The 25,476-nt window shown below is 49.1% G+C and carries 24 protein-coding genes; 11 read left to right on the top strand and 13 right to left on the bottom strand.

The features are described from left to right. Nucleotides 1-127 precede the first annotated feature (127 nt). The 5 genes from BMW65_RS06355 (at nt 128) to BMW65_RS06335 (ending at nt 4,564) form a co-directional block, all read left to right on the top strand. The gene (locus tag BMW65_RS06355; RefSeq protein ID WP_090604284.1) at nt 128-790 is read left to right on the top strand and encodes an ABC transporter ATP-binding protein; all 663 of its coding nucleotides are present in this window, start codon (nt 128-130) and stop codon (nt 788-790) included. Between the two features lie 17 nt (nt 791-807). Then, on the top strand, nt 808-1,296 hold the full coding sequence (locus BMW65_RS06350) for an ATP-grasp domain-containing protein (protein ID WP_143053828.1): 489 nt from the start codon (nt 808-810) through the stop codon (nt 1,294-1,296). Nucleotides 1,297-1,378: 82 nt separating this feature from the next. Further along, on the top strand, nt 1,379-1,993 hold the full coding sequence (locus BMW65_RS06345) for an HAD family hydrolase (RefSeq protein WP_090603723.1): 615 nt from the start codon (nt 1,379-1,381) through the stop codon (nt 1,991-1,993). Between the two features lie 37 nt (nt 1,994-2,030). Further along, nucleotides 2,031-3,473: a S41 family peptidase gene (locus BMW65_RS06340; RefSeq protein WP_090603721.1), complete on the top strand. Its 1,443-nt coding sequence runs from the start codon at nt 2,031-2,033 to the stop codon at nt 3,471-3,473. 80 nt (nt 3,474-3,553) lie between these two features. Continuing rightward, nucleotides 3,554-4,564, top strand: a complete 1,011-nt coding sequence (locus BMW65_RS06335; protein WP_090603719.1) for a LacI family DNA-binding transcriptional regulator — start codon at nt 3,554-3,556, stop codon at nt 4,562-4,564. A gap of 8 nt (nt 4,565-4,572) precedes the next feature. Here the strand turns inward: BMW65_RS06335 and BMW65_RS06330 are convergent, their stop codons facing one another. Continuing rightward, nucleotides 4,573-5,646, bottom strand: a complete 1,074-nt coding sequence (locus tag BMW65_RS06330) for an acetate and sugar kinases/Hsc70/actin family protein (protein WP_090603718.1) — start codon at nt 5,644-5,646, stop codon at nt 4,573-4,575. 166 nt (nt 5,647-5,812) lie between these two features. Then, entirely contained in the window at nt 5,813-7,201 is a 1,389-nt protein-coding gene (gene lpdA / locus BMW65_RS06325; protein ID WP_090604282.1) for a dihydrolipoyl dehydrogenase, read from the bottom strand. Between the two features lie 186 nt (nt 7,202-7,387). Between lpdA (BMW65_RS06325) and BMW65_RS06320 the strand changes: the two genes are divergently transcribed. After that, nucleotides 7,388-7,696, top strand: coding sequence for a DUF3817 domain-containing protein (locus tag BMW65_RS06320; protein ID WP_090603716.1), 309 nt, complete (start codon nt 7,388-7,390; stop codon nt 7,694-7,696). On the opposite strand, the gene BMW65_RS06315 is transcribed toward BMW65_RS06320, so the two are convergent. From BMW65_RS06315 to BMW65_RS06280, 8 genes are all read right to left on the bottom strand, one after another. After that, complete coding sequence (locus BMW65_RS06315) at nt 7,693-8,082, bottom strand: acyl-CoA thioesterase (RefSeq protein WP_090603713.1); 390 nt, start codon at nt 8,080-8,082, stop codon at nt 7,693-7,695. The two genes, BMW65_RS06320 and BMW65_RS06315, sit on opposite strands and share 4 nt — an antisense overlap. 120 nt (nt 8,083-8,202) lie before the next feature. Further along, entirely contained in the window at nt 8,203-9,609 is a 1,407-nt protein-coding gene (gene lpdA, locus BMW65_RS06310; RefSeq protein ID WP_090603711.1) for a dihydrolipoyl dehydrogenase, read from the bottom strand. Nucleotides 9,610-9,726: 117 nt separating this feature from the next. After that, entirely contained in the window at nt 9,727-10,260 is a 534-nt protein-coding gene (locus BMW65_RS06305) for a plastocyanin/azurin family copper-binding protein (RefSeq protein ID WP_090603709.1), read from the bottom strand. 140 nt (nt 10,261-10,400) lie between these two features. After that, nucleotides 10,401-12,014: a response regulator gene (locus BMW65_RS06300; RefSeq protein WP_090603707.1), complete on the bottom strand. Its 1,614-nt coding sequence runs from the start codon at nt 12,012-12,014 to the stop codon at nt 10,401-10,403. A 2-nt stretch (nt 12,015-12,016) separates the two neighbouring features. Further along, nucleotides 12,017-12,634, bottom strand: coding sequence for a chemotaxis protein CheB (locus BMW65_RS06295; protein ID WP_177181022.1), 618 nt, complete (start codon nt 12,632-12,634; stop codon nt 12,017-12,019). Further along, complete coding sequence (locus BMW65_RS06290) at nt 12,627-13,439, bottom strand: CheR family methyltransferase (protein WP_090603704.1); 813 nt, start codon at nt 13,437-13,439, stop codon at nt 12,627-12,629. The genes BMW65_RS06295 and BMW65_RS06290 overlap by 8 nt, the downstream gene beginning before the upstream one ends. 7 nt (nt 13,440-13,446) lie before the next feature. Beyond that, nucleotides 13,447-14,982, bottom strand: a complete 1,536-nt coding sequence (locus BMW65_RS06285) for an ATP-binding protein (protein ID WP_090603701.1) — start codon at nt 14,980-14,982, stop codon at nt 13,447-13,449. 56 nt (nt 14,983-15,038) lie between these two features. Then, nucleotides 15,039-16,205, bottom strand: coding sequence for a hypothetical protein (locus BMW65_RS06280; RefSeq protein WP_090603699.1), 1,167 nt, complete (start codon nt 16,203-16,205; stop codon nt 15,039-15,041). 166 nt (nt 16,206-16,371) lie between these two features. Here BMW65_RS06280 and BMW65_RS06275 point away from each other — a divergent pair, with 166 nt between their 5' ends. From BMW65_RS06275 to BMW65_RS06255, 5 genes are all read left to right on the top strand, one after another. Continuing rightward, entirely contained in the window at nt 16,372-17,091 is a 720-nt protein-coding gene (locus BMW65_RS06275; protein ID WP_177181021.1) for a head GIN domain-containing protein, read from the top strand. A 114-nt stretch (nt 17,092-17,205) separates the two neighbouring features. Further along, nucleotides 17,206-18,192 (top strand): flotillin-like protein FloA, encoded by a 987-nt coding sequence (gene floA, locus BMW65_RS06270; protein WP_090603695.1) that lies wholly within the window; start codon nt 17,206-17,208, stop codon nt 18,190-18,192. 418 nt (nt 18,193-18,610) lie between these two features. Further along, complete coding sequence (locus tag BMW65_RS06265; RefSeq protein ID WP_090603693.1) at nt 18,611-19,111, top strand: KdsC family phosphatase; 501 nt, start codon at nt 18,611-18,613, stop codon at nt 19,109-19,111. A 1-nt stretch (nt 19,112) separates the two neighbouring features. After that, nucleotides 19,113-19,676, top strand: coding sequence for a Maf family protein (locus BMW65_RS06260; protein ID WP_090603691.1), 564 nt, complete (start codon nt 19,113-19,115; stop codon nt 19,674-19,676). Nucleotides 19,677-19,740: 64 nt separating this feature from the next. Continuing rightward, the gene (locus BMW65_RS06255) at nt 19,741-20,583 is read left to right on the top strand and encodes a VOC family protein (protein ID WP_090603689.1); all 843 of its coding nucleotides are present in this window, start codon (nt 19,741-19,743) and stop codon (nt 20,581-20,583) included. Between the two features lie 70 nt (nt 20,584-20,653). On the opposite strand, the gene BMW65_RS06250 is transcribed toward BMW65_RS06255, so the two are convergent. From BMW65_RS06250 to BMW65_RS06240, 3 genes are all read right to left on the bottom strand, one after another. Further along, the gene (locus tag BMW65_RS06250) at nt 20,654-23,215 is read right to left on the bottom strand and encodes a TonB-dependent receptor (RefSeq protein WP_090603687.1); all 2,562 of its coding nucleotides are present in this window, start codon (nt 23,213-23,215) and stop codon (nt 20,654-20,656) included. Nucleotides 23,216-23,326: 111 nt separating this feature from the next. Continuing rightward, nucleotides 23,327-23,701 (bottom strand): HYC_CC_PP family protein, encoded by a 375-nt coding sequence (locus tag BMW65_RS06245; RefSeq protein ID WP_090603685.1) that lies wholly within the window; start codon nt 23,699-23,701, stop codon nt 23,327-23,329. Nucleotides 23,702-23,879: 178 nt separating this feature from the next. Then, the gene (locus BMW65_RS06240; protein ID WP_090603683.1) at nt 23,880-25,454 is read right to left on the bottom strand and encodes a flotillin family protein; all 1,575 of its coding nucleotides are present in this window, start codon (nt 25,452-25,454) and stop codon (nt 23,880-23,882) included. Nucleotides 25,455-25,476: the final 22 nt, after the last annotated feature.

The following is a 25,476-nucleotide window of genomic DNA, read 5'->3' as shown; positions in this document are numbered from 1 at the left end:
TGTTATTTTTCGCATGCAAACATAAGGGATTATACTTATGATATCCAAAATAACTTAATAACGGCTGCACTGTTTTTGTTTCCTTTCCATTTTCCATATTGACTTGAAATTTTCCTACCTTCGCGGAATGCTACATGCAACGGGCATCTATAAATCGTATGGTACATTAGCAATCCTTAAAGGAGTAGACCTGCACGTCGCCAAAGGGGAGATTGTCAGCCTCGTGGGAGCCTCCGGTGCCGGGAAAAGTACCTTATTGCACATCATCGGAACACTGGATCGCCCGGATAAAGGGACTGTCGTCATTAACGGCACCCCCATCGATAAGTTGAATGCCAGGCAATTGAGTGCTTTTCGCAATGCGCATATTGGCTTTGTTTTCCAGTTTCACCACCTGCTCCCCGAATTTACAGCGTTGGAAAACGTTTGTATTCCGGCCTTTATCAAGCGGGTGAGTAAACGGGAGGCGGAACATAGGGCTTCTGAGCTATTGGAGTTGCTGGGCGTGAGCCACCGCAAGGGCCATAAACCCGGAGAACTCTCTGGCGGAGAGCAACAACGGGTAGCCGTGGCCCGCGCCCTTGTAAACAACCCTGCTATTGTGTTGGCCGATGAACCGTCGGGAAACTTGGATTCAGAGAATGCTGCGGCCTTACACCAATTGTTTGTTGAATTGCGTAATCAATTAAACCAAACATTTGTTGTAGTCACACACAACGAGGAATTGGCGAACATGGCCGATCGCACGGTGCATATCAAGGACGGAATGATTGAATCCCACCAAGGATAATGGAACAACCGGGGAAAATGTTGATTACACAAGGTATGCGGCCATTCGCGCAACGGGTGGCCAATCAGCTATCGGAAAGGCAGCGGAAGCACGTATTATTCGGCTCCTCAGAAGAAATGCCGCAGGTATTGCTACGTTTGGACAATTACCTAAAAATCCCCCAAGTCTCCACGGCCGCCTTTGCACATGAAATGCTTAAAACTTGCCTTGACAAACATGTTGCGATTTTAATTCCGCTTGGCGTTGATGAACTTTATCCCTTGGCGGAAGCGCGGCAACTTTTTTCGGAATACGGCATTACCATTTGCGTGCCTTCTCCAACGGAACTCGCTGAGCTGGCCATCATTGAAAATCCACCAAAACAACTGCCCTTGCTGTTGCTGCACCACGGCAGGCCAGTGGTAGCTGATCAGGAACAAGCAATTGGCCAATACGGGACGCTGTCAGGTGTTTTTTCGCCGGCAGATTCCGGCGACGAATTGGCTTTGTGCTGCGTGGCAGATTAACATAGTGAAACGATCTCAATGATTCCGCTAAAACGAACACGACATCATTAAACCATTCCCGTGTTTTTGATTCAAACCATATATGCTGACATACGCGGATATCGACAGCGCTAAGAAGGCGGTTGTGTTTGAATTGGATGATGTGCTTTTTCCAAGAAAAGATTATTTGTTACAGGTATATTACTTGTTTGCCAATTTGCTGGAGTACACGGAGACAGCGCCTCCGGCGGGCGATCTGACCGATTTTTTCAAGACAGCGTACACGCATCATGGCGAAGAAGGGATCTTTGAGCGGGCAGCGGAAGCATTTGGTATCGACCACAAGTATAAAGAACACTTTGACAGTCTGCATTTGGCGGCACGGCTGCCCTTGAGGTTGTTGCTTTATAAACCCATGCTGGAGATGATGCAGGCTTTGCACCAGCATGGAAAACGATTATTTGTATTGACGGAAGGTAATCCAACCATGCAATTGAATAAGTTAAAGCACATGGAATGGGACGGCCTTGACAAGGTGATAAACGTATATTTCCATGAAGAACTTTTGAAGCGGCAGCTGGATCCACTGGCTTTTTTATTAGCCGACAACGGCTTGCATGTACAGGATGTGTTATATATCCATGCTGCCGGCAGGCCCGCATTGGCTGGTACCCTGGGCATTGATAGCATCAATGCTGAACGGTTTTGGAATCCGTAGCTGACCCTAACCGATACGTGACGATCATAAAAACAAGATGAAGATAACCTCCATTAAACTCCTTGCAGGCTTGCTGTTATTGGGCAGCATGTTCGTTGGCTGTAGCCGGGATACGGTGATGCCCGAATTGGAACGGCCGGCGCGCACCGATACACAGGAAGATCGGTTAAAAGACCAAGTCTACATGGATACTTACCAAATCTATTTGTGGCAAGAGGACTTGCCCGACTGGTTCTCCGATGTACGCGGAAATACCAGCCGCTACAATTCCGCCGATGCTGTGTTAGAAGCGCTCAAGGGCTATGCGCGGGATGATGAGGGCAATCCGTACGATCGGTTCAGCTTTTTGGATCGATGGGGTACCGTAAATGCCGAGGTGCAACAGGGGCTTGCCGGTAGTTTTGGTTTGGATGTACGCTATCAGGATGACGAGCGCTTGTACGTGAAAAAAGTAGATATCGGCTCACCGGCTTATGCTGCGGGGATAAGACGGGGGTGGCAACTATTGCAAATCAATGGCAATAGCGATCTTTCGCTTGCAGCGTTGGAACGGGACAACCTTGATTTCCTTTTCAATGCATTGAGTGATACACACATCAGCCTGTCGCTACGTAAACCGGACGGCGGGGAAGTATCCATCAGCCTCGATAGGGGAAATTATCAGTTGCAGCCTATCTCAGCACATCAGCTATTCACCGTGGGTGCCAAGAAGGTAGGATACTTTGCTTTCGATAGTTTTATATCTACCCTCAATAGTCGGGGCAATGCCACCTATGTGAAGAATCAATTAGACCAACTGGTTGCCGAATTTGAGGATGCGGGTATCCAAGAGTTGATTGTAGACCTCCGTTATAACGGCGGCGGCGCCGTAGTGACCGCTGAATATTTATCAAATTTATTGGCGCCGACGACTGTTGGCAATAGGCTGATGTACACCAATAAGATAAACGGCGGGCTTGAGGACTTTTTGCAAGCCGAAGGTGTATTCCTGGATTTTTCTCCAGTTCACTTTAATAAGGTGAATGCCCTTAATCTTCAGCGGATTTATTTTCTCGTGACTGAAGGTACGGCTTCGGCCAGTGAATTGCTCATCAATAACCTGAAACCTTATATGGATGTCAAACTTATTGGTGAACACTTGACATATGGAAAGCCCGTGGGCTATTTTAATTGGAATATATCGGGGGTTGATCTATATGCGGTTTCGTACCAGACGTTCAATGCACTAGGGGAGGGCGACTATTTTTCGGGGATGCCTGTGGATAAGCTGGTATATGATGACCTGACAAGGGATTTTGGAGATGTGCAGGAAGACATGGTCGCCGAAGCACTGTACCATGCTGCCAATGGCCATTTTTCAGCTGAAGGTGTTGGTTTGCAATCAAGTGGGCAGACGAGCAGTGCCAAGCGGACATCCGTTCATATCAATAGGGTACTGGATCGGCACGGGACCAAAGGAATGTATCATTTTGCACCGTGATTCCGAATCGTACTTTTCCAAATTATTAGTATATTGCGCTTGCTTTGTGCATGAAACCGGCTTTATACTAACTGAATCCGATGAAAGAAGGTAAACCTGCAACAATAAAGGAGATTGCGAAGCGGTTGAAGATATCGCCTTCTACAGTTTCCAGGGCATTGAATGACCATCCGAGCATCGGTTTGGTGACGACGATGCGTGTCAAGAAGGTTGCAGCGGAGTTGAACTATGAACCTAATCAGACCGCCATTTTTTTTAAACAACGTAAGACCTTCACGATAGGTGTGGTCTTGCCGAGCCTGTCAGAGCCGTTCTTTTCCGCTGCCATCAGCGAAATTGAAAATGTAGCCCATGAAAAAAACTATACCGTTATCATGGGGCAATCACTTGATGACGCCGACCGAGAGTTCCGTATCTTACAGACGTTAAAAACACACCGGGTAGATGGCGTACTGATGTCGATTGGTAAAAATACGCAAGACTACCAGTTTGTCGAGCTGCTGAAAGGCGCCGGTATCCCCATCGTTTTTTTTGATTGTGTGCCGGATTTGGATAATATCCATACCGTGGTGAGCGATCTGGAAACAGGCATGTTGGAAGCTATCGATATGTTCGTCTCCTGTGGCCATCATGCGATATCCCTCATTAATGGACCCGCACGGTTGCCTGCCAGCATCGAACGTAGAAATGCATACTGCAAAGGGCTGGAGAAATGCAATATCCCATTCCGGGAAGAATACGTCGTGAATACCGATCTGACGTCCGAAGGAAACGAATCCGCTATTTTGCAACTGCTTGCGCTGCCTGACCGACCATCTGCCGTAGTCTCCTTTAACGATTATGTGGCGTTGGATGTGATGATGATCGTTCGCCAACGGGGCCTTACACTCAACCAGGATATCCATTTTATCAGCTATGCCAATTACCCCCTTTGGAAGTATATGGAAAACCCGCCCATGGCTTCTATCGAACAATTTCCTGGCGATCAGGGGAGAAAAGCCGCAGAGCTGCTCTTTGAGCTCATCCAAACCCCCGAACGCACCGATCCTGTAAAGATTGTCTTCAAATCAAGCCTGATCAATCAAGCCTGACCTTTCCTTCAATCTTCCAGGAATGCCGATACCTCTTCTTGTTTGGCCACGGGTTTTTCAGCCTCATGGGTAGAAATAACGGTATATGCATTGCCGATATCGAGCCCTACCGCACGTTCGATGTGATTGGGGCCACACCATAGGGCCGACCGTAAGTAGTACCCCAATGCGGCAAAATTGTCAGCGCCTTCGGGAACGATGACGTCAAGTACACCGTCAAATTCCTGCTTGAAATGCGCGACCAATTCGGGATATTTTGCACCGCCGCCAACCAAATACAACCGGTTGGTTTTTTCGAAGTCAGTGTCTGTAAAAGCTTTCCGCATCGCTGGCGATAGTACTTCATCGTAATAGCTCGCCAAATGGCTGTTCCTTGCGCCGAGCAGGCTCATGCGCTTTCGACCGATGACCATATCCCCACGCTGGAAACTCTGATTGATCATGTGTTCGTTTTTCATGGAGAGGTAATAGCTGGCACTCAACTCGTCATAGAGCGTATTGACAGCATGCCGAAGTCCCGGAACGCTCACGCATGTCCGCGCGATGGGGCCTTCAGCTGTGCTTAAAGCCGTTTCACAGGTGCCATAGCCCAAGCTTACAATGAAGAAATTGCCATTGTCTGCCAACGGTCCTTTTCGAACCGCATTGATACAGCCCATAATTTCAGACATGACCTCCAAATGGGAGATAGTTAGTTGTACACGGCTCCTGCCGCCACCATTTAGGGTGTCGCTATTGTACTCGGTAATGACGTCACGCACGGCAAAGAACTTCTCCGCTTGTTGTCTGAACAGCTCGTAGACTGCCGAAGGGAAGCCCGTAGTCACCACCAATTCGCCGGATTTAGCCCCGGAGGCCAAGAGTAACCCCGTTTTGGCCAGCAATTGATAATCCATGTCGGAAGGAGAGCTGTTGATGTTGCGGTAGGGAACATGCCCTTGGGATAGTGCCAAGTCGCCTACCAAAAAACCACCATCGCCTTCAAATAGTTGAATGCGTTTCTCCAGGGCAGACGTGAGCTGCGTTAAGGGTTTGTCATGCCGCTCAATAACACTGGGGATACTTAGGAATTTTGTTGCCATCTTATTTTTAGGTAGTGTAATGGCAAATATAATAATTGTTTTAGCTTAGGTAAACAATTCGGCGGTTTTTTTGCTGTTACATTTTTGTTAAGTTCAGCTGATTAGACTGAGATCCGGAGACCGACGATGGAAATTTAAACTTCCATCGTCGGTCTCCGGACTCCTGTTATAGATGGATCACTTCACCATACGCATCAGCGGCAGCTTCCATAATGGCTTCGCTCATGGTGGGGTGCGGGTGCACCGATTTGATGATTTCGTGTCCCGTGGTCTCCAGCTTGCGGGCCACAACCACCTCGGCAATCATTTCGGTGACGTTGGAGCCAATCATATGGGCTCCCAGAAACTCACCGTATTTGGCATCGAAGATGACCTTTACAAAGCCATCCTTCGCGCCGGCGGCGCTGGCTTTGCCAGATGCTGAAAATGGAAATTTGCCCACTTTGATTTCATAACCGGCGTCCTTGGCCGCTTTTTCGGTATAGCCTACAGACGCAATTTCGGGCGAGCAATAAGTACAGCCCGGTATGTTGTTATAATTGATGGGCGATACATCCAGCCCTTTTATTTTTTCAACACAAGTAATGCCCTCAGCGGAGGCTACGTGCGCCAATGCCTGGCCTTTCACGATATCGCCAATGGCATAAATACCGGCGATGTTGGTTTTATAGAAATCATCTACCACCACACGGCCCTTTTCCGTTTTGACCCCTACTTCTTCCAATCCGATGTTTTCAATATTTGGGGTAATACCCACTGCGGAAAGCACGGTTTCGGCTTCGATGGTTTCGGTACCTTTTGCCGTTTTGACTTGCACCTTGCTGAGTTCGCCGGAAGTATCTACGGATTGGACTTCTGCATTGGTGAGCACCGTAATGCCGGCCTTCTTCAAGCTACGCTCCAATTGTTTGGATATTTCTTCGTCTTCTACGGGCACGATGCGGTCAAGGAATTCCACGATGGTCACCTTGGTGCCGATGGCATTGTAAAAGTAAGCAAACTCGACACCGATGGCCCCGGATCCGACGACCACCAAAGATTTGGGCTGTTTTTCAAGATTCATGGCCTGGCGGTACCCAATAATCCGTTTGCCATCTTGCTTCAGGTTGGGCAGCTCGCGCGAACGTGCGCCGGTAGCCAATATGGTATGTTTTGCACTGTACTCCTTTGTCGCACCCTCAGCATCTTTGACCTCCACCTTGCCGCCTTTCTTGATTTTGGCAACACCCGTGATCACGTCAATCTTATTCTTTTTCATCAGGAACTGGATGCCTTTGCTCATCCCGTCGGCAACACCACGGCTACGTTTGATAATGGCACCGAAATCGGCCTCGCCGCCATTTACTTTGATGCCGTATTCTTCCGCATGATTAAGGTACTCAAATACCTGGGCGCTCTTGAGTAGCGCCTTGGTGGGGATACATCCCCAATTGAGGCAGATGCCACCCAAGGATTCCCGCTCTACAATAGCGGTTTTAAAACCAAGTTGGGAAGCCCTGATGGCTGCTACATAACCACCTGGTCCGCTCCCGATTACAATGATGTCGTAGTTCATATAGTTAATTGTTTCTTGAGATTGATTCACTTTGCGTTGTCCAATCAAAATACGGTGGCTACAAACTTACATATTTTTTTGATAAGCTGTAGGTGGGTTCCATCGTCACATTTCCGTCAAACCCTTTTTAAGTAATCCCATGCACATTGGATAATTGCCTATACTTGCACCAGCAAATTATTCGTCATGAGCACAACTAAACAAGCGCTGTCCTGGTTTCGCAATGTTGCCCTCATTGAGGGGCTTTCATTAATTGTATTGCTTACGTTCTCCGTATTAAAGCGCACCACTACTTATGCGTGGGCGGTACTTGGTGTTCAGTATATCGGCATGGCGCATGGCCTGCTTTTCATCGCCTATGTATACCTGTTGTGGGCATGCGCTTCGAAATATCGATGGAACTGGCGTCGCGTGGCCCTTTTCCTTTTTGCATCGATTATCCCTTTTGCACCATTTTTTGTCGAAAGAAAACTGAAGGATGAAATGCACGGCTAGGGCCGATCACCTGCAAAAGCATATGTGATTTCCGTTTTCCCATGGGGAGTCGGATTGCCATCCAGGTCGAGATTCACAAATACCAGCTTGTCTATCGTCAGGATGCTTTTGCGTGTGATTTTATTACGTACCTGGCAGGTGAGCGTAATCGATGTGCGGCCGAAATGCGTGGCGGTGATACCCAGTTCAATGATGTCGCCCTGCTTGGCTGAACTTACAAAATTGATTTCGGAAATAAACTTGGTCACGACATGCGGGTTGCCTAATTGCACAATGGCATAAATCACCGCTTCCTCATCGATCCACCGAAGCAACGTGCCCCCAAACAACGTCCCGTTGGGATTGAGATCTTCCGGTTTGACCCATTTACGTGTATGGAAATTCATATGCGTATTATCAGTAAAATTTTAACCATTTAACTTTTTTCACTGCATAACACGGTTTATAGAAAGGTATGTCTCGTATATTGCTGCTGTGCTTGCAGGCACAGCAGCAATACGGATTTTTTACATGTGTATGGCCCTGTTGGCCGTTGCCGCAAGGGAAGCTTCCCGGAATGCTTCGGTAAACGTGGGATGCGCATGGCAGATCCGGGCAATATCCTCTGCGGATGCACGGTATTCCATCGCCACGGTAGCCTCGGCAATCATGTCGGCCGCACGTGGGCCTATCATATGCACGCCCAGTACCTCGTCGGTTTCGGCGTCGGCCAGCACTTTGACAAAGCCATCGGTGTCACCGCTCGCCTTGGCGCGGCCACTGGCTTTGAAGGGGAAGGAACCGGTCTTATATTTTTGGCCCGCAGCCTTCAGCTGTTCTTCCGTTTTCCCTACGCTGGCTACCTCAGGCCAAGTATATACGACGCCGGGTATCAGGTTATAGTCGACGTGTGGTTTTTGGCCTGCAATGCGTTCGGCCACAAAAACACCTTCGTCTTCAGCCTTGTGGGCAAGCATGGCTCCCCGGATCACATCGCCGATGGCATAAATGCCTTGTACCGGGGTTTCGAGGTGTTCATTCACCGGTACTTTTTTGCCGCGCTCTTCCAGGGTAATGCCGATATTTTCCAAGCCCAGCCCTTCGGTATAGGCCGTACGGCCTACGGCCACGATACAATAGTCGCCTTCCCATTTCACGGCTTCTCCTTTGGAGTCTTCCGCCGTGACGGTCACCTTCTTGCCCTTGGCTGTGGCACCAGTGACTTTATGCCCGAGGAAAAACTCCATGCCAAGGGATTTCTTTAATACCCGTTGCAACTCCTTGCCTAAGCCACCGTCCATTGTCGGAATGATGGATTTTTCGTATTCCACAACCGATACTTTGGCTCCCAAGCGGGCGTAGACCGAGCCAAGCTCCAGCCCGATGACCCCGCCCCCGATGACGATGAGGTGATTGGGCACCTCCTTAAGTGTCAACGCCTCGGTAGAGGTAATGATTCGTTTTTTATCTACCGGGAGAAACGGCAATGCGGTGGGTTTTGATCCGGTGGCGATAATCACGTTTTGACCTGTGATTTGCTCCGAAGAGCCATCGCTCTTCGTCACCTTGACAGTGTTTTTGTCTACAAAAGAACCCACACCAATGAAGCTGTCTATTTTATTCTTTTTGAACAAAAATTCAATGCCGGATACATTTTGGGCAATGACATCGTCCTTCCGCGCTATCATCTGCTTCATGTCTACCTGGAGGTTACTCAGGTTGATGCCATGGGAGCCGAAGTGCGTGGCAGCATTGTGGTAATGTTCGGACGAATCCAATAGGGCCTTTGAGGGAATACATCCCACATTAAGGCAGGTGCCGCCAAACGTATTATATTTTTCGATAACGGCTGTTTTCAAGCCTAGTTGCGCGCAACGGATAGCGGCCACATAACCACCGGGCCCGCTACCGACTACAATGACGTCGTATTGCATGTGATGAAATTAGTCAATTCGATAATTCAAAGGTACATATAATTCTACTGGGGCAGAAAAGCGAATAACAAAAAAGACAGCCGTCTGACTGTCTTTTTTGTTATAGAGTCGTTTACATTATTCCGCAACGATTTTTCCTTGCATGACGCCATAGTGGCCGGGGAAGCTGCATAAAAAGGGATACACCCCTGCTTCCAGCGTAAACTCGATGGTATCGGTTTCTCCAGGTCCCAATAGTTTGGTATGGGCGATGATGGAAGATGCGAAAGTCGCGGGGATATATTCTGCGTCCGGCGCTTTGATGGCTTCGCCACCGAAAGCAGGCAAATCAGTACCCGGCTGAAGGATTACGACATTATGTCCCATAGATTCTTTGGGCATTTCACCTGCGTTGTGGAAGGTAAGCTTTACCGGTTGGCCGGCTTTGACCCTGAAAAGGGTCTTGTTATATTTCATCAGGTCATTTCCCTCTAAGGCCAATTCATTGCTCACAGCTACCGTATCCAAGCCAGGGATGTTTGCCGCAGGGGCAGCTGGCTGTTCGGTTGCCGTTTCGGCCGTTTCAGCGGATTCTTCCTTTGTCTGGCTGCCACCGCATGCAGCGATAAAAACTGCTCCTGCTACTACAGGGACTAAAAATAACTTTTTCATTGTTCTTTTTTGTGTTATAATCTTTCAGGTTACCAAGTATACGTTAAACAATTTAACTCCATTTTGGTGTTTGCGCCCCAAAGGTAGTTGAATTTAGAGAGGTAGAAAAGTGCATTTATCATGTAATTGTAATTTTGGTGTTACTCGCTGGCCCGGGTATTTGCTCGGGTCAGTGTTTTAATGATTTGGTACAAGGATACCGGGTCGAATGGTTTGCCCACTACTGCATCGGCTCCGGCCGCGTAGGCCGCTTGTTGCTCGCGTTGCAATACGGATGCAGATATGGAAATAATCGGAATGCGCCGGATGTGTTCTCGTTGGTCGTTTCGGATGATTCGGATGGCGTCAAACCCACTCATCACCGGCATGTGTGCATCCATGAGGATAAGGTTGTAAGCCGTATGTTCTACTTTATCCAATGCCTCTTTGCCGTTTTTGACGGTGTCTACTGATATGCCCCACGTATTGAGCATGTGTTTCACCATGAAGCTGTTCAGCTCATTGTCTTCGGCAAGGAGGACATGGATATCGTTGAATGGCGGCATATCGGTATATTGTTTCTTATCCGATTTTGGAGCCGCGTCAGCGGCTTCCTCGTCAAACCAACATTGAAATACAAACTCACTGCCCTTATCGAGTTCACTATGGGCATAAATCTGTCCCTGGTACAAGTTTACCAGCCGTTTTACAATTGCCAGCCCTAGGCCTGTGCCGCCAAAGCGCTTGGTGATGCCTTCTTCTCCTTGTTCAAACGACTGGAAGATTTTGTCGATGGCACTGCTATTGATACCGATGCCCGTGTCTTTCACCGAAAATTGGATATGGACGCGTTGCTTGGCACGGCTGAGCAATGTCGTTTCCAGGGTGACACTTCCTTTTTCCGTAAACTTAATGCCATTTGAAATCAGGTTGCTTAATATTTGGGTCAGCCGAAGGGAATCTGCAAGGATGAACTTAGGTAGGTTATGATCCGTGACGACATGGAATGTAATGCCTTTCTGCTCCGCTTTATAGGCAAACAGGTTGTTGAGCTCCTTGATAATGTTAGAAAGCGATGTTTTGGCATAGTCAAGCCGCATCTTGCCCGAGTCAATTTTAGAAAGATCAAGGATATCGTTGATGATGAGCAGCAGTTGCTGCGATGCATTTTCGAGGTAGTCCAGCCATTCGGACTGTTCTTCATTGAGCGGGGAGTTCCTCAGCATGGTGGTGATGCCCATGATGCCATTGATCGGCGTACGGATTTCATGGCTCATGTTGGCAAGGAAGTTTTCTTTTGACTTGCGGGCAAGGTCGGCCTCTTTTTTGGCTTTGACCAATTCCATGTGCGAACGTTCCAGTTCTTCATTTTTCCGTTTCAGTTCCCGTTGGATGTATACCTGTTGCATAAACGATTTCACCTTGGCCAGCGTCACGTCTGGATTAAGGGGTTTATACAGGTAATCCACGGCACCGCTATGCAATCCTTTGAGCAGGGATTTATCTTCCTTGGATATCGCCGTAATCATGATGACCATGATTTGCCAGGTCTTTGGGTTACTTTGCAATAAGGAGACAAATTCAAAACCGTTGATTTCCGGCATCTGTACATCTACCAGTGCAATGGCTACATCTTGGTTCCAGCAATACCGCAAGGCCTCATTTGGAGAAGTGCTGCCCCAAATGTCCAGGTTGTCTACGTCAGCTAATAATGCCTTTAGACTCAGTACATTCTCTTCTTTATCGTCTACGATGACCAGCTTCAATTTCTCCATTGTTAGTCGCGCTTCAAAATATGGTTATTTAATTCCTGACTGAAGACCACCAGTTCTTCATCATTAAGGATGAGCGTTGCCGCGCCCCGCGCAATAGCGGCCTCGGGCATTGCCTTGATTTCTGCGTATTCTGGATGCTGCACAATACATAAACCGCCAGCATTCCGGATGGTTTGCATACCCTGGGCACCGTCCTGATTGGCGCCGGATAACAGTACGGCGGCTACGGACGCACCATACACATCAGCGGTGCTTTGCATCGTCACATCTATCGAAGGTCGGCAAAAATTCACCGGTTCGGAAACGTCCAAAGACAGGCTACGGTCAGGCTCAACCAATAGATGATACCCTGCGGGTGCGAAATATGCGGTAGCGGGTTTAATGGGTTCTTTTTCTTCGGCAACTTTGATAGCAATGCGGCATTTCGTCCCGATACTTTCTTCGATGTTGGTCTCGTATTTGGGACTCCGATGGATGATGACCAGTACCCCGATTGATAGGTTTTCTGGAAATGCCTTCAGCATTTCCACCAAAACCTTAAACCCACCCGCAGAACAAGCCAGTAATATTACTTCAATCCGTTGAAGTCTGTGTGCGATATGTGGGGCCAGCCTAAGCAATTTTTTGATAAATATTTTGTTTTTTATTGATTAAACGAAATTTATGCTTCAACTGCTCGGATCGGAGGCTTTCTTTTGTTCCCAGGCAAAGAAAGCCAAACATTGCCAGGCTTTCATACAACAGCTTGAGTACACGCTGTTGCAGCGTCAAATCGAAGTAGATGAGTACATTGCGGCACGTGATGAGCTGAAATTCATTGAACACCCCGTCAGAGACTAAATTATGAATCGAAAAGAGGATATTTTTACGCAATTCGTGATGCATGATGGCTGCGTCGTACCGGACAGTATAGTATTCGGAAAGTGATTCCCCGGATTCGGTTTGAAGGTAATTGTCTGAATATTCTTTCATCTTCCTCAAATCGATAATGCCTTGTTTGGCACGTTCCAATACCTTGGAATTGATATCCGTGCCATAGATAAAGGAACGTTCGTATAATCCCTGCTTTTTTAATAAGATGGCCAAGGAATACGCCTCTTCACCACTCGAACAGCCGGCACTCCAAAGCTTGATATGCGGAAAGGTGGCGAGGTAAGGAAAAACTTCTTCTCGCAAGGCTGCATAAAAAGCCGGATCGCGGAATAGCTCCGTCACGTTGACAGTCACTTCGGTTAAAAACCGATTGAAGAAACCGGATGTATTCACCAGGTTGTCCTTCAGGTTATTGAAATCAAGGCGGTACAATTCCATGATATGCGCCACCCGCCTTTTAAGTGACGCACGGGTATAGCCTCGTAAATCAAAACCATGGACGTGGTTGATCAACTCAATGAGTTCTTCCAGATTTTCAAACGATATACCCATTATTTTATTAGCTTAGCCATACCCGTATTAGGGAGAGTAGTTCATTAATAGCTATCGGCTTGGCAATGTAATCATTTGCCCCTGCATCAAGTGCGTGCCGCTTGTCCCCCTGCTTGGCTTTGGCAGTCATTGCGATAATGGGCAATTTGGCAAGCCGATCGATCGTCCTGATTTTCTTGATAGCTTCATAACCATCCAATGCCGGCATCATGATATCCATCAATACCAAATCAATGTTCGGCTGCTGCTGAATCACGTCGAGTGCCTCAATCCCGTTGTTGGCGATTTCTACCTTGATCCCATAAGTCGAGAAGACCGTGCTTAGCGCAAATATGTTGCGCATGTCGTCATCCACAAGGAAGATACGTTTGCCTTTTAGTGCCTGATGCACATCGGTAAATACCTGCGGCACGTCCGTATCCTGAGCTTCGGTGAGCAACGCATTTTTCAATGGTGGCGCGACAGCTTGAGGTAACGTAGCAAAGACTTCGTCGAGTGATTCAGCAGCTTGCTTCCCTGTGATGGTTGGTACTTCGGAAAGCACCGGTTGAAGATCGCTTCCCGCCCCGCCCACATACCGCAGCGGAATAAATAGTGTAAATGTGCTGCCTTTATGCTCTTCGCTTGTGACGTGGATTTCGCCGCCAAGCGCAGTGGCCAGCTCCCGGCAAATGGATAGCCCAAGCCCGGTGCCGCCAAATCGGCGGCTGGTGGAGCCATCCGCTTGTTTGAATGCCTCAAAAATCAGCTGTTGTTTGTCTTCGGCGATGCCTATGCCTGTATCGGTCACGGACACAGCAACTACCTGATCGGCAGCAATACCATTGAGCATCCCTGCTTTCCATGCCGGAGATTGATTCGCCCTGGCGAATGACAACGCTATCCGCCCGTTTTCCCCTGTGAATTTAAAGGCATTGGCCAGTAAGTTGTTCAGGATTTGCTTGAGGCGCTGCCCATCGGTAATGATGAACGGGGGCAACTCGTCATCGATGGCCATGTGGAAATCGATGGCTTTGCTGTCGGCTACGCTGCTAAATAGTTCGAACAAGTCTTGGGCGATATCCGAGTATTCAATGCGTTCGATGATCAGCGCTACGTTGCCAGACTCAATCTTGGCCAAATCAAGGATGTTATTGATGAGGTTGAGTAACTCGCTGCCCCCGCGATGGATAATCGTGGCATATTGTACCTGCTCAGGCAGGAGATTGCCCGGTTTATTGTTTTCCAGCAATTTGGCCAATATGAGGATGCTGTTGAGCGGCGTGCGTAGCTCATGGCTCATATTGGCAAGAAATTCATTTTTGTATTGGCCGGACTGCTTGTCATTGATCGTACGGAGTTCCTCCTGCTGGGCCTGCAGCGCTCCCACCGATTTGGCCACGTAAACGAATATCCATAGGATGGCCATGAATGCCAAAACGGCGGCCATCAGAAAAACAACCCGCCCAGACAGCAAGAATCCATACAGCAGACTGGCTGACAGAAGGATAATTAAAACGGAAAAACCTAAATAGATAGGTGTCTTGAACGTTAGCTTTTTCATTATTAACGCTATCCCCCCGGTTTTGCAAAGATACAAACAATTGTGATCTCGCCCAGCTACAGGATAGGATGCCGCTCGAACGGTTTATGCCGGTCAAACAGGTAGCGGTAGGTGTGGTGGGTTTTATAGATGGTACCACCGACATACCGGGCCACATTCATCATTTTCGGATTGAAATCACCTATCCAGTTCATCTGCAAGTCTTCGTAGCGCAGCTGTGAACGATCCCGCATCACCTTTGCGGCAGCCATTGCGAGGGCGGCTTCCACGCCTTTCCGCTGGTGCTCTGGCACTACGCCAAATACAATGCCAAACATGGTCTTGCAACGTTTCCGCCAGCGGTTCCAAAGGAAAAGCACCTTGCCCCACCATGCCAGGCGTCCGTTCATGTATTTCACGATAAGTTGGTTTACGTCTGGGATGTTGACCCAGAAACCCACCGGCTGGTCTTGGTGGTAGGCAAACCAAATAATTTTCGGATCGATGATGGGTTTCATGGTTTGCATGAGCTTCAAGGCGCTGTCCCTGCTCATTGGGCTTACCCCTTCATGCCGGGCCCACGCTCCATTATAGACCGTCCGGAAGTCTTCGGCAACCTTTTCGAGCTGGCGGTGGTCAATAGGACGAAAGGTATAATCGGTATCCCGTAAGGCATATGCCGCTTTTTCAGCCACCCTGTTGGAAATTTCGGCGGCGATTTCGCGGCGATAGGTGAATTGTTTAAAATAGAGCTGAAAGCCATATTGCTCGAAAAGCCGTTGATAATACGGCGGATTGTAGTTGCAGCAGTAGCAGGGTGGGTGGAAACCGTCAGTAAGTAAGCCCCACCAACGTTCCCTGTTCCCGAAGTTTATTGGCCCATCCATGGCCTGTATACCTTTTTCGCCAAGCCATGCTTTTGCCGTGTCAAACAATAAATTTGCCGCCTCTTGGTCATCAATGCATTCGAAGAAACCACAGCCTCCAATGGGAAATTCATCGCGATCAAAGGTGTCAAAATTATAAAACGCTGCGATACGGCCAATAACGCGATCGGTGTCATCGTGGAGGAGCCAGCGGGCGCATTGGCCGCGTTCGTGATACGAATTGGTGAGGGGGTTAAATACATCCAGCACGTCCTGGTCCAATGGCCTTAGGTAATTGGGATCTCCATGGTAAAGCGGGGGAGCCATGGTTACAAACAACCGATCCAGTTCCGTTCCGGCTACGGGAAGAATTTTCATAAGCGATATCGTACAATATTCGAAAACGCGTTAAAAATAGCAGTTTGTAGTGGTTTATGCAATAATGGCATATGGTGAGGAGTTGGTTAAAAAAAATGGCGCCACCGCTGCAACGTATTCCATTTTATGGCGTCTTATCAAAAGAACACAAAGAAAAAAGAATACCATGAACAAAAAACTATCTTCATTAGGCTGGTTGACATTGTTGTTGCCATTTTTTAGTATCGGATTGGTTCATGCGGCCGCGGGGCTGTCTTTTGGCGATGAAGTCCGCGAAGTCCAAGGCTTCCATGCAATAGCCAATAGCGGCAGCATTGATGTGGAAGTACATTTTGGCGACCGGGAATCCGTACGGTTAGTGGGTGACGATGCTGCCATCCGTGAAGTCGAGACCAAGGTGGAAAACGGCACGTTGGAAATCGGATTTAAAAAAGGTTCTTGGAAAATGGGACGCAACTGGGGTAAAGTGACCGCTCATGTAACCGCCAAGCGGCTCGATGGGATTAAGCAATCTGGCTCCGGGAATGTTACCGTATCGGGAATCCTGTCGGGCAATGAGCTTAGTGCGGCGCTGAGCGGATCCGGGCGCATTACTTTTGAATCTGATGTGCAGGTCTTCAATGGTGCGATCAGCGGATCAGGGCGGATAACGGCTGCCGGAGACGCAACGGAGAGTAATATTTCCATAAGTGGATCGGGACGGTTTGATGGCGGTGAACTAAAAAGCCAATCTGCAAACCTTAAAATATCCGGATCGGGCAATATTACCATCCATACCGATAAACAATTGGATGCATCCATTAGCGGATCTGGCAATGTCAATTACAGCGGAAATGCACAAACGAACGTAAGGACATCAGGTTCCGGTCGGCTTCGCAAGATTTAGTGCGCCGATGTTTTATAGCGCGCGACGGTTTTAAAAAGCGCAACAACCTTTGAATCGCCATTAAAAAGTTGTACCTTTAGAAACTGTATTAGCGCTATAAAACATATTGACCTTATGGATCCCAATTTCACCCCTATTTTAATTATTGTAGGAGCTATTGTAGCATTCTTCGTATTGCTCTACCTGCTCCCCGTAAATCTGTGGTTCACCGCACAGTTATCCGGTGTTCGTGTCAACCTGTTGAACTTGCTGCTGATGCGGTTGCGCAAGGTTTCACCTGCATTGGTTACCAATGCAATGATTACTTCTACGAAAGCAGGCTTAAACATTACTTCAAACGAAATCGAAACCCATTTTTTGGCTGGTGGTAATGTCAACAACGTGATAAAGGCGTTGATTTCGGCGGATAAGGCCAATATTCCATTGGATTTCAAACTGGCTACGGCGATTGACCTCGCAGGCCGCGATGTATTTGATGCGGTGCAACTATCGGTAAACCCACGGGTCATCAATACACCGCCGGTAGCAGCCGTAGCGAAGGACGGTATTCAGCTTATCGCAAAAGCAAGGGTAACAGTACGGGCCAACATTAATCAGCTGGTCGGTGGAGCTGGGGAGGAGACCATCCTCGCACGTGTGGGAGAAGGCATTGTGACCACTATCGGTTCGGCGTTAAATCACAAAGAAGTGCTTGAAAATCCCGACCGCATTTCAAAAACCGTTTTAGCAAAAGGATTGGACAGCGGTACGGCATTCGAAATCCTCTCTATCGATATCGCAGACATCGACATCGGCGAAAACGTAGGCGCAAAATTGCAAACTGATCAAGCCGAGGCCGACCTTAAAGTGGCCAATGCCCGTGCAGAAGAACGAAGGGCCATGGCCGTTGCTTCCGAACAGGAGATGCGGGCCAAAGCGCAGGAAGCCCGGGCGAAGGTCATTGAAGCCGAAGCTCAGGTACCCCTGGCAATGGCCGAGGCGTTCCGCAGCGGCAATCTTGGTGTGATGGATTATTACCGGATGCAAAATATCCAAGCCGATACCGATATGCGCGGTTCCATTGCAAAGCCTGGAGGGGGAACCGGCAAAGGCGACAAATAAATAAAAAACAAAACCCCGATGATGGGCACCGGGGTTTGTTACTAACCAATTATAAACCTAAATTATGAAAAGACAATCTAAATCCCCGGTATTACTCGGGTTAAATACATGATGCAAAATTAACACCATTTTTTTATTTCTCAATGAACCTTTTGTTAACAAATTGTCAAAAGAACATTGCCGCTTTTGTGGCTTGAAACACTTTTAAAGCGCTTTCACGGGTATACTGTCAAATCCTATGCCAAAATATATAAATGCAGGCCTGCGTGTATCCCCTACACCATTTCAGTAGGATACCAGTATAGTTGAGATCAGAAAACAAGACAAGATGTACCTGCGATTGACGCCATGTTTTTTTAAAAGGAACATGGCGTTCGGCGGATTTTGGCTAAGTTTGGTCGCAATTAGTCGAAGTGCCATGTTATTTGATAAATTTAAACAGGTAAAAGCTTTTGTACTGGATGTGGATGGCGTACTGTCCGATGGAAACATCTTGGTGACGGAACAAGGCGAACAATTACGGTCTTTCAATATCAAAGACGGTTATGCGTTACAATTGGCGGTCAAAAGGGGGTATCCGGTAGCCATCATCACGGGGGGTAAATCCTTAGGAGTTAAGAAGCGAATGGAAGGATTGGGTGTCACGGATATTTTTTTAGGTATTGATGACAAAAATGCAGTGCTTCGTGACTGGTTGTCAGCAAAGCGGCTTTTACCTGAAGATGTCCTGTACATGGGTGATGATATTCCCGATTTAGCCAATATGCAGGTTGTCGGCCTGCCTACGTGCCCAGCCGATGCGATGGAAGAGATTAAGGCCGTGGCGGCATACATTTCATTCCGCAATGGGGGAGCGGGCGCTGTGCGGGATGTCTTGGAAAAGGTGATGAAGCTTCAGGGCACTTGGGAGGATCGGTGAGATGAAGATTATCCTGGCTTCACAGTCGCCGCGCCGAAAAGAATTGCTGTCACTTATGGGGATTCCCTTTGAAGTCGTGGTCAAGGCGGTGGATGAGTCGTTCCCCGATCAGGCCGATCCAATTACTGCCGCCCAATATGTTGCCGAAAAAAAGGCCAGGGCATTCATCACCGACATCACGGATGAGTTGGTCATTGCGGCGGATACCATGGTGGCCATTGATGGCCTAGTCCTCGGTAAACCCGCTGACAAAGCACAGGCAACGGATATGCTCATGCAGTTGTCCGGAAGAAAACATGAGGTAATTACCGCAGTGGCGTTGCTTCACCAGGGAGATATCACCATATTCTACGAGGTGACAGCGGTTTATTTCCGAACGCTTGCCCCCGGAGAAATCACCCATTATATCGACCATTACCAGCCGTTTGATAAAGCCGGTGCCTACGGCATCCAGGAATGGATTGGTGCCGTCGCCATTGAAAAGATTGAAGGTTCGTATACCAACGTTGTGGGTTTGCCTACGGCACGTCTTAGTGTTGAATTGCAACGGTACGGATTGTCATGAATGCCCCCGATAGTTGTCGCTTTTGCACAGCTTCTTTTCGATGAGGTGATACTAATTTTGCTTTATGAAAAATTCCATTTATCCATGTCTTTGGTTTGATGGCAACGCTAAAGCAGCTGCCAATTTGTATTGTTCAGTTTTTGCCAATGCAACCATCACGGCAGACACGCCGATGGTGGTCACCTTCGAACTTGATGGTATCAAATTCATGGGTTTAAATGGTGGTTCCCAATTCAAGCCCAACGCGGCCATATCGTTTTACGTGACCCTCGAAGACCGCAGGGCATTGGAAGGTGCATGGAGCCAGCTTGCCGATGGCGGTACCGTATTGATGCCCTTGGATAAATACGGGTGGAGTGAGCGGTACGGATGGGTACAGGATCGCTTCGGGGTCAATTGGCAACTGTCACTGGGCAATAGTGATGACGTGGGGCAGCGGTTTGTGCCCTTGCTGATGTTCTGTGGCGAGCAACAAGGAAAGGCTGGCGCGGCAATGGATCACTACATGTCGGTATTCCGTGATTCAGCGATCACATTTTTGGCAAATTATGCACCCGGCCAGGTAGCGCATGATGCCACCATTGTTCATGCACGTTTCCGCTTGCTTGGTGATCAGGTGTTTATGGCGATGGACAGTGCGGTTCCGCAGCCGTTTACGTTCAATGAAGGAATCTCGCTGGTGATCGATTGCGAAACGCAGGAAGAAGTAGATGATTACTGGGATAAGCTTACTGAAGGTGGCGAAGAAAGCATGTGCGGTTGGGTGAAAGACCGATTTGGGGTATGGTGGCAAGTCGTGCCAACGATTTTGCCCAAGCTCTTGGGTGATCCCGGACGTGCAGAACGGGTCATGCAGGCTTACATGAAGATGAAGAAGTTTGATATCGAAGCATTGCTGGATGCTTAAATGAACAAGGAGTAAGATTGAAGGAATAAGGATATCCTTACTCCTTCAATCTTTGCTCCAAACCTAAATCCTACTTGATGCCGAACCGAATCCCGGCATAAAACATCCTGCCGGTGATGGGGCCCCAAAGCAGCGAGGAGTCGAAAAACTGACTGAAGGGCTGGTCTGCGGCCAATATCGGATTTTGCTGGAAAAAGTCCGTCAGGTTTTCACCACCGATGTAAAGATCAATGGGATGGATCTTGCCTACGGTTTTGCTGATTTGGGCATTCATCGTGGTGTATGTACGCGAATGTCCCGGTACCTGGTATTCGACGGGGTTGGCCGTCGTGGACGGCAATCGCTTCTGGCCCGTGATGTTGAGCGTATAGTCAACATGCCAGCCGCCGCTAGGAGTTGCGTAGCCAAGGTTGAGGAAACCGCGGTGGCGGGCTACCAATGGCCTTTGCAGCAACGTATTGCCGTAGGTGGTCTTCACGTCAAAAAATCGATAGGCCATCCGTGCTTCGAAATTCGGCAAAGGCATAAGACGTAGCTCGGTTTGCAGGCTATTGGAATACGACTGGCCTTCCAGGTTGTAAAACGCCAGTTCGCGTGGGTTTTCATAATCAACCACCACCTGGTTGGTGAAGTTGTTTCTGAAAAATTCGGCACTGATGGATGCCTCACGGTGGAACAGCCGAAACGACTGGTCAACGCTGATGCCCGTGTTCCAGGCGACCTCCGGTTTGAGTCCGTAGGCGTTTGCATTGCTATTAGCCGAGGCGATGCGTACCATACGCGAGCTGGCCAATGCCGCCGTGTTTTCCGCAAAGATGTTGGCCGTACGCTGTCCACGGCCGCTGCTGATCCGGAAGGTGGTACCGGCCACAGGTTGGTAGCGCACATGTGCGCGGGGCGTGGCAAACCAGCCGTATAGGTTGTTGTAGTCGCCCCGCATGCCCAAGACGGCATCAAATTTTTCGGATGGGCTATACGTGTATTCGAAGAAGCCTCCCGGGACGATTTCGGTACGTGCAAAGCGTTGCCCGATGTAATGTTCATGATACCGATCGTACTGCATGCTGAGGCCCGTGCGGTATTTGTGCACGACGGTACCGATGATGTCCTGGTAAATCAGGTTGGCATAGGCATTGCGTTGTTCGGCGTCGTATGTGCGCAGACCGAAATAGGAGCTTTGGTCGTACGATGTGCCCGAGAGCTGCAATCCGATACTCCGTTGGGTATGCTGGGGGAATACGTAGCCTATCTTGGCAAATACCTCATAACGCTCGATATCAAAGCCCAGCCCGTATCGGTTTTCCGTCAGCTTGTCCGTGGCGGGGTCGAAGTCTATCTGGCCACCGGTACGGCCGTCGCTGAGAAACTTGGCACCGAATTGGAGCATGAAGCCTTTCCCGTCTTCGTATTTCCACCTGCTGACACCCGAGAAGAGGTTACCCACTGGGATATCCCGAAAACCATTGTTGCTGAAATTCATGTTTTTATTATACATGAAATTGTCATGCAGCAACAGTCCGCCCGTCCACCGTTCATTGAATCGGTGGGACAGGTTGAGGTTGATGTCGGATCTGCCCATGTTGTTGGTGTAGGCATTAAAGAAGAGTTGCTCAGAAGTTTCCGGTTTCTTCAACTCCACGTTGATTTGTCCGGCAATATTTTCAAAGCCGTTCACCACGGAGCCGATGCCCTTGCCGATTTGGATGGACTCAATCCATGTTCCGGAGATGCTGTTCAGTCCGAGTGGCACAGCCAGTCCACGTGGCCCCGGCAGGTTTTCCACCGTCAACTGCGTGTAGATGCCGCTTAGGCCGAGCATCTGGATTTGTTTACTGCCCGTGACGGCATCGCTGCTCACCACGTCTACCGATGCATTAGTTTCGAAGCTTTCGCTGAGATCACAGCACGCGGCCTTGAACAGTTCCTGCCCCGTCAATACCTCCAGCCGGGTGGGGCTGAGCGCTGAAATGTAGTTGGATCGCCGTCTTGCCGATATGGATACCTCGGCCAGCACGTTGTCCTTCGCGGTGACCACCACCACTTCACGTGGGTTGGTGATGGTGAGCGTGTCCGGTTGGTTTCCCGCATGGGAGATAACGAGCTGCTTAAAGTGTTGTTGGTGGCCAATCTTGAATACCCCGGAAGCATCGGTCTGCGCATGGATGGTGGCGTCTTCTACCCAGTGTATGTTGGCTGATTCGATGGGCGTAAGTTCGCCACGGTTGTTTTCCTGCATGACCACGCCCGTGACCAAATGGTCGTCATGGCCTTGTGCGGCGGCCTTATGGATGTTTGTTTCATCCCGGTAATGGCAGCAAGCAGGCAGTCCTTCATAGACACCGTCGTCTGCACGCAGCCCATCCACGTCGTGGCCTGCGGCAGCGACGCTTTTTTTAATGGCCTCAGCACTTGTTGTTTTGGGATTGATGACCAGCCGGAGCTGTTGGCTCCCGGCATCCCATATGGCCGTTTCGGCGCCTGCATCTTTTGCCGCTTTCTCGATACGGGCCTTGCACATGTCGCAGTTGCCTGACACGGTAAAGGTAAGGTCGTTCCGATCCTGGGCCATGGCTGGCAGCGAGGTCGGTAGCAAGAGCAATAGCGCAATGTACGCTTTGATAAGATAAGTCATGGTATACGAATTTGATTGCTGATGTTGATTTAAAACAAAATCTGGTGCGGTTGCACCATTGTCGCAACGGGCGAAGCAGCTGGGCTCTACCCGAGGGCAAACATTCAACAATCAAATGCGGTACGTGCAGTGCTGGATGAATAAAGGGACAGCCGTGTTGGGCGGGCCGTCATCTGCCGTTTGGACGGCATGGCGGATATTCAGCGGCAGGTCGATGACGTAGGCTAAGGTGAAAACCAATAGCTCCAGCGGATAGATCTTTGCCAGCTTTTTGTCCACACTGGGAAGGTGTTCCTCGGTGGTTTTCTTCGCTTCCACCTTTACATTCTGGCAGTGTGCGTATCCTGCCCGATCGGTATCACAACTGGCATTGCTATCGTCGTCACTATTGCTGCCGTCAGTACAGCAAATGGTATCTTTTTTTTCCGATCCGTGGTGTGTTAAACAGAGCGGGCAATCTTCATGTCCAGGTTTTTCATGTTCCATCGCTAGTCTCTGGGGCTCCCCGCAGCAGTAATGCAAATGCATGGTTGCACCCGTTGCCGAGAACGCATAGATGAAAGTGAGTAATATGACGAATACCTTTACCACAATAATGCAAAGGTAGGTAAAAACCTACCAAGTTTCCAACGTATGGCCTTCAAAACTTGGCAGGTTTTAACAGTTATTTCACTTCTTCGGCATCTTGTATGCCACTTCCAGGCCGATCTTTTTTGGGTTGCCTGCTGGCGAGCGGTGGCTGGTCGCCCTTGCTTTCGCCCAGGTAGCTGGGCAGTTCCATCCCGGCCATATCGAAGATATCCTTCAGTGGCGGTACGGATTTATACAGGCCAGACACGAAGTTGGCCGTGGAGGTTTTGCCGTCCTCACCGCCACCGTTTCCACCATCCCATACGGTGACTTTGTCAATCTTGATGTTTTTGATGGCTTCGGTCTGCAGCTTCACCAGCTCGGGCAATTTATCGGTAATCAGCAGCAGTACCGCATCCTTCGGGTTGTCACCCGCCGACTTGACGATTTCCTTGAGGCCCTCGGCCTGCTTGGTCAGCATTTCATATACCCCGCGTGCTTCAGCTTCCAGTTTGGCAAAGATGGCATCTGCTTCACCCCGGGCTTTCTCCCGTAGCTGTTCAGCCTCGGCCTGGGCTTCGATGATGGCTTTTTGCTTTTGGATTTCAGCGGCCACCACGATGGTGGCGTTCTGTGCGGCGCGATCACGCTCGGCACGTGCATCTTCCGCCCGCTGTTCAGCCTTGTAGGCTTCTTCGAGTGCTTTGGCTTGTTGTACCTTTTCGGCTGCCACGGCTTTTTTAAGGGCCTCAGCCTCCCGCTCGCGACGTTCGGCATCAGATGCTGCTATCTGGATCTTGGAAAGGTTTTCGCCCTGTACGGCAATGGCGTTGGCATCAGCGATCTTTACCCGGGTATCCCGCTGGGCTTCGGCTTTACCGATATTTTCATCACGGGCTGCCCCAGCAATGCTGACTTCTTTGTCTTTGGTAGCAATGGCGACCTCGGTATCCCGGTCACGCAGCATTTCGGCCACCTTGATGTCACGTTCTTTTTCAGCTTCCGTTTTTCCCACATCGCCAAATCGCTCTTGCTCGGCCACCCTGATTTTAGCGTCATTGATTGCTTTGGCCGCCGCTTCCTTCCCCAAAGCATCAATATAGCCGCTCTCGTCCTTGATATCCGTTACGTTTACATTGATCATCTTGAGGCCGATTTTGTTGAGCTCGGCTTCCACATTGGTGGCGATATTGTGCAGGAATTTGTCCCGGTTGTTGTTGATTTCCTCAATATCCATCATGGCCACCACCAAGCGCATCTGACCGAGGATGATGTCCTTAGCCAGTTCATGCACCTGCGGGCGTTGCAATCCCAGCAGCCGCTCTGCCGCATTCTGCATGACGGAAGGTTCTGTGGATATGCCTACCGTGAAGCGCGACGGCACGTCTACCCGGATGTTTTGCTTGCTAAGCGCGCTGGTCAGGTTTACTTCGATGGAAATGGGCGTGAGATCCAGGAACGAATAGTCCTGAATCACAGGCCAGATGAAAGCAGCTCCACCATGAATACATTTTGCGGTGCGGGTACCATCGGAGGCATTTTTGCCGACCTTGCCATATACAACCAAAATGCGGTCCGAAGGGCATCGCTTGTACCGCTTGAATAGTGAGACAATAAAGACAAATACGATAATGATGCCTACAGCAATTGCAATCAAGATAAATTCCATACGGTTTTGTGTGTTATTAGGT

It is taken from the genome of Parapedobacter koreensis, from assembly GCF_900109365.1.
Taxonomy (GTDB): Bacteria; Bacteroidota; Bacteroidia; order Sphingobacteriales; family Sphingobacteriaceae; genus Parapedobacter; species Parapedobacter koreensis.
The sequence above is the reverse complement of the archived record's forward strand: the minus strand, read 5'-3'. Positions and strand labels throughout refer to the sequence as shown.

Excerpts from the sequence above, each read along its gene's own strand:
- BMW65_RS06355 (WP_090604284.1), top strand. The coding sequence starts at position 128 with ATGCTACATGCAACGGGCATCTATAAATCGTATGGTACATTAGCAATC.
- BMW65_RS06350 (WP_143053828.1), top strand. The coding sequence starts at position 808 with ATGTTGATTACACAAGGTATGCGGCCATTCGCGCAACGGGTGGCCAAT.
- BMW65_RS06345 (WP_090603723.1), top strand. The coding sequence starts at position 1,379 with ATGCTGACATACGCGGATATCGACAGCGCTAAGAAGGCGGTTGTGTTT.
- BMW65_RS06340 (WP_090603721.1), top strand. The coding sequence starts at position 2,031 with ATGAAGATAACCTCCATTAAACTCCTTGCAGGCTTGCTGTTATTGGGC.
- BMW65_RS06335 (WP_090603719.1), top strand. The coding sequence starts at position 3,554 with ATGAAAGAAGGTAAACCTGCAACAATAAAGGAGATTGCGAAGCGGTTG.
- BMW65_RS06330 (WP_090603718.1), bottom strand. The coding sequence starts at position 5,646 with ATGGCAACAAAATTCCTAAGTATCCCCAGTGTTATTGAGCGGCATGAC.
- lpdA (WP_090604282.1), bottom strand. The coding sequence starts at position 7,201 with ATGAACTACGACATCATTGTAATCGGGAGCGGACCAGGTGGTTATGTA.
- BMW65_RS06320 (WP_090603716.1), top strand. The coding sequence starts at position 7,388 with ATGAGCACAACTAAACAAGCGCTGTCCTGGTTTCGCAATGTTGCCCTC.
- BMW65_RS06315 (WP_090603713.1), bottom strand. The coding sequence starts at position 8,082 with ATGAATTTCCATACACGTAAATGGGTCAAACCGGAAGATCTCAATCCC.
- lpdA (WP_090603711.1), bottom strand. The coding sequence starts at position 9,609 with ATGCAATACGACGTCATTGTAGTCGGTAGCGGGCCCGGTGGTTATGTG.
- BMW65_RS06305 (WP_090603709.1), bottom strand. The coding sequence starts at position 10,260 with ATGAAAAAGTTATTTTTAGTCCCTGTAGTAGCAGGAGCAGTTTTTATC.
- BMW65_RS06300 (WP_090603707.1), bottom strand. The coding sequence starts at position 12,014 with ATGGAGAAATTGAAGCTGGTCATCGTAGACGATAAAGAAGAGAATGTA.
- BMW65_RS06290 (WP_090603704.1), bottom strand. The coding sequence starts at position 13,439 with ATGGGTATATCGTTTGAAAATCTGGAAGAACTCATTGAGTTGATCAAC.
- BMW65_RS06285 (WP_090603701.1), bottom strand. The coding sequence starts at position 14,982 with ATGAAAAAGCTAACGTTCAAGACACCTATCTATTTAGGTTTTTCCGTT.
- BMW65_RS06280 (WP_090603699.1), bottom strand. The coding sequence starts at position 16,205 with ATGAAAATTCTTCCCGTAGCCGGAACGGAACTGGATCGGTTGTTTGTA.
- BMW65_RS06275 (WP_177181021.1), top strand. The coding sequence starts at position 16,372 with ATGAACAAAAAACTATCTTCATTAGGCTGGTTGACATTGTTGTTGCCA.
- floA (WP_090603695.1), top strand. The coding sequence starts at position 17,206 with ATGGATCCCAATTTCACCCCTATTTTAATTATTGTAGGAGCTATTGTA.
- BMW65_RS06265 (WP_090603693.1), top strand. The coding sequence starts at position 18,611 with ATGTTATTTGATAAATTTAAACAGGTAAAAGCTTTTGTACTGGATGTG.
- BMW65_RS06260 (WP_090603691.1), top strand. The coding sequence starts at position 19,113 with ATGAAGATTATCCTGGCTTCACAGTCGCCGCGCCGAAAAGAATTGCTG.
- BMW65_RS06255 (WP_090603689.1), top strand. The coding sequence starts at position 19,741 with ATGAAAAATTCCATTTATCCATGTCTTTGGTTTGATGGCAACGCTAAA.
- BMW65_RS06250 (WP_090603687.1), bottom strand. The coding sequence starts at position 23,215 with ATGACTTATCTTATCAAAGCGTACATTGCGCTATTGCTCTTGCTACCG.
- BMW65_RS06245 (WP_090603685.1), bottom strand. The coding sequence starts at position 23,701 with ATGGAACATGAAAAACCTGGACATGAAGATTGCCCGCTCTGTTTAACA.
- BMW65_RS06240 (WP_090603683.1), bottom strand. The coding sequence starts at position 25,454 with ATGGAATTTATCTTGATTGCAATTGCTGTAGGCATCATTATCGTATTT.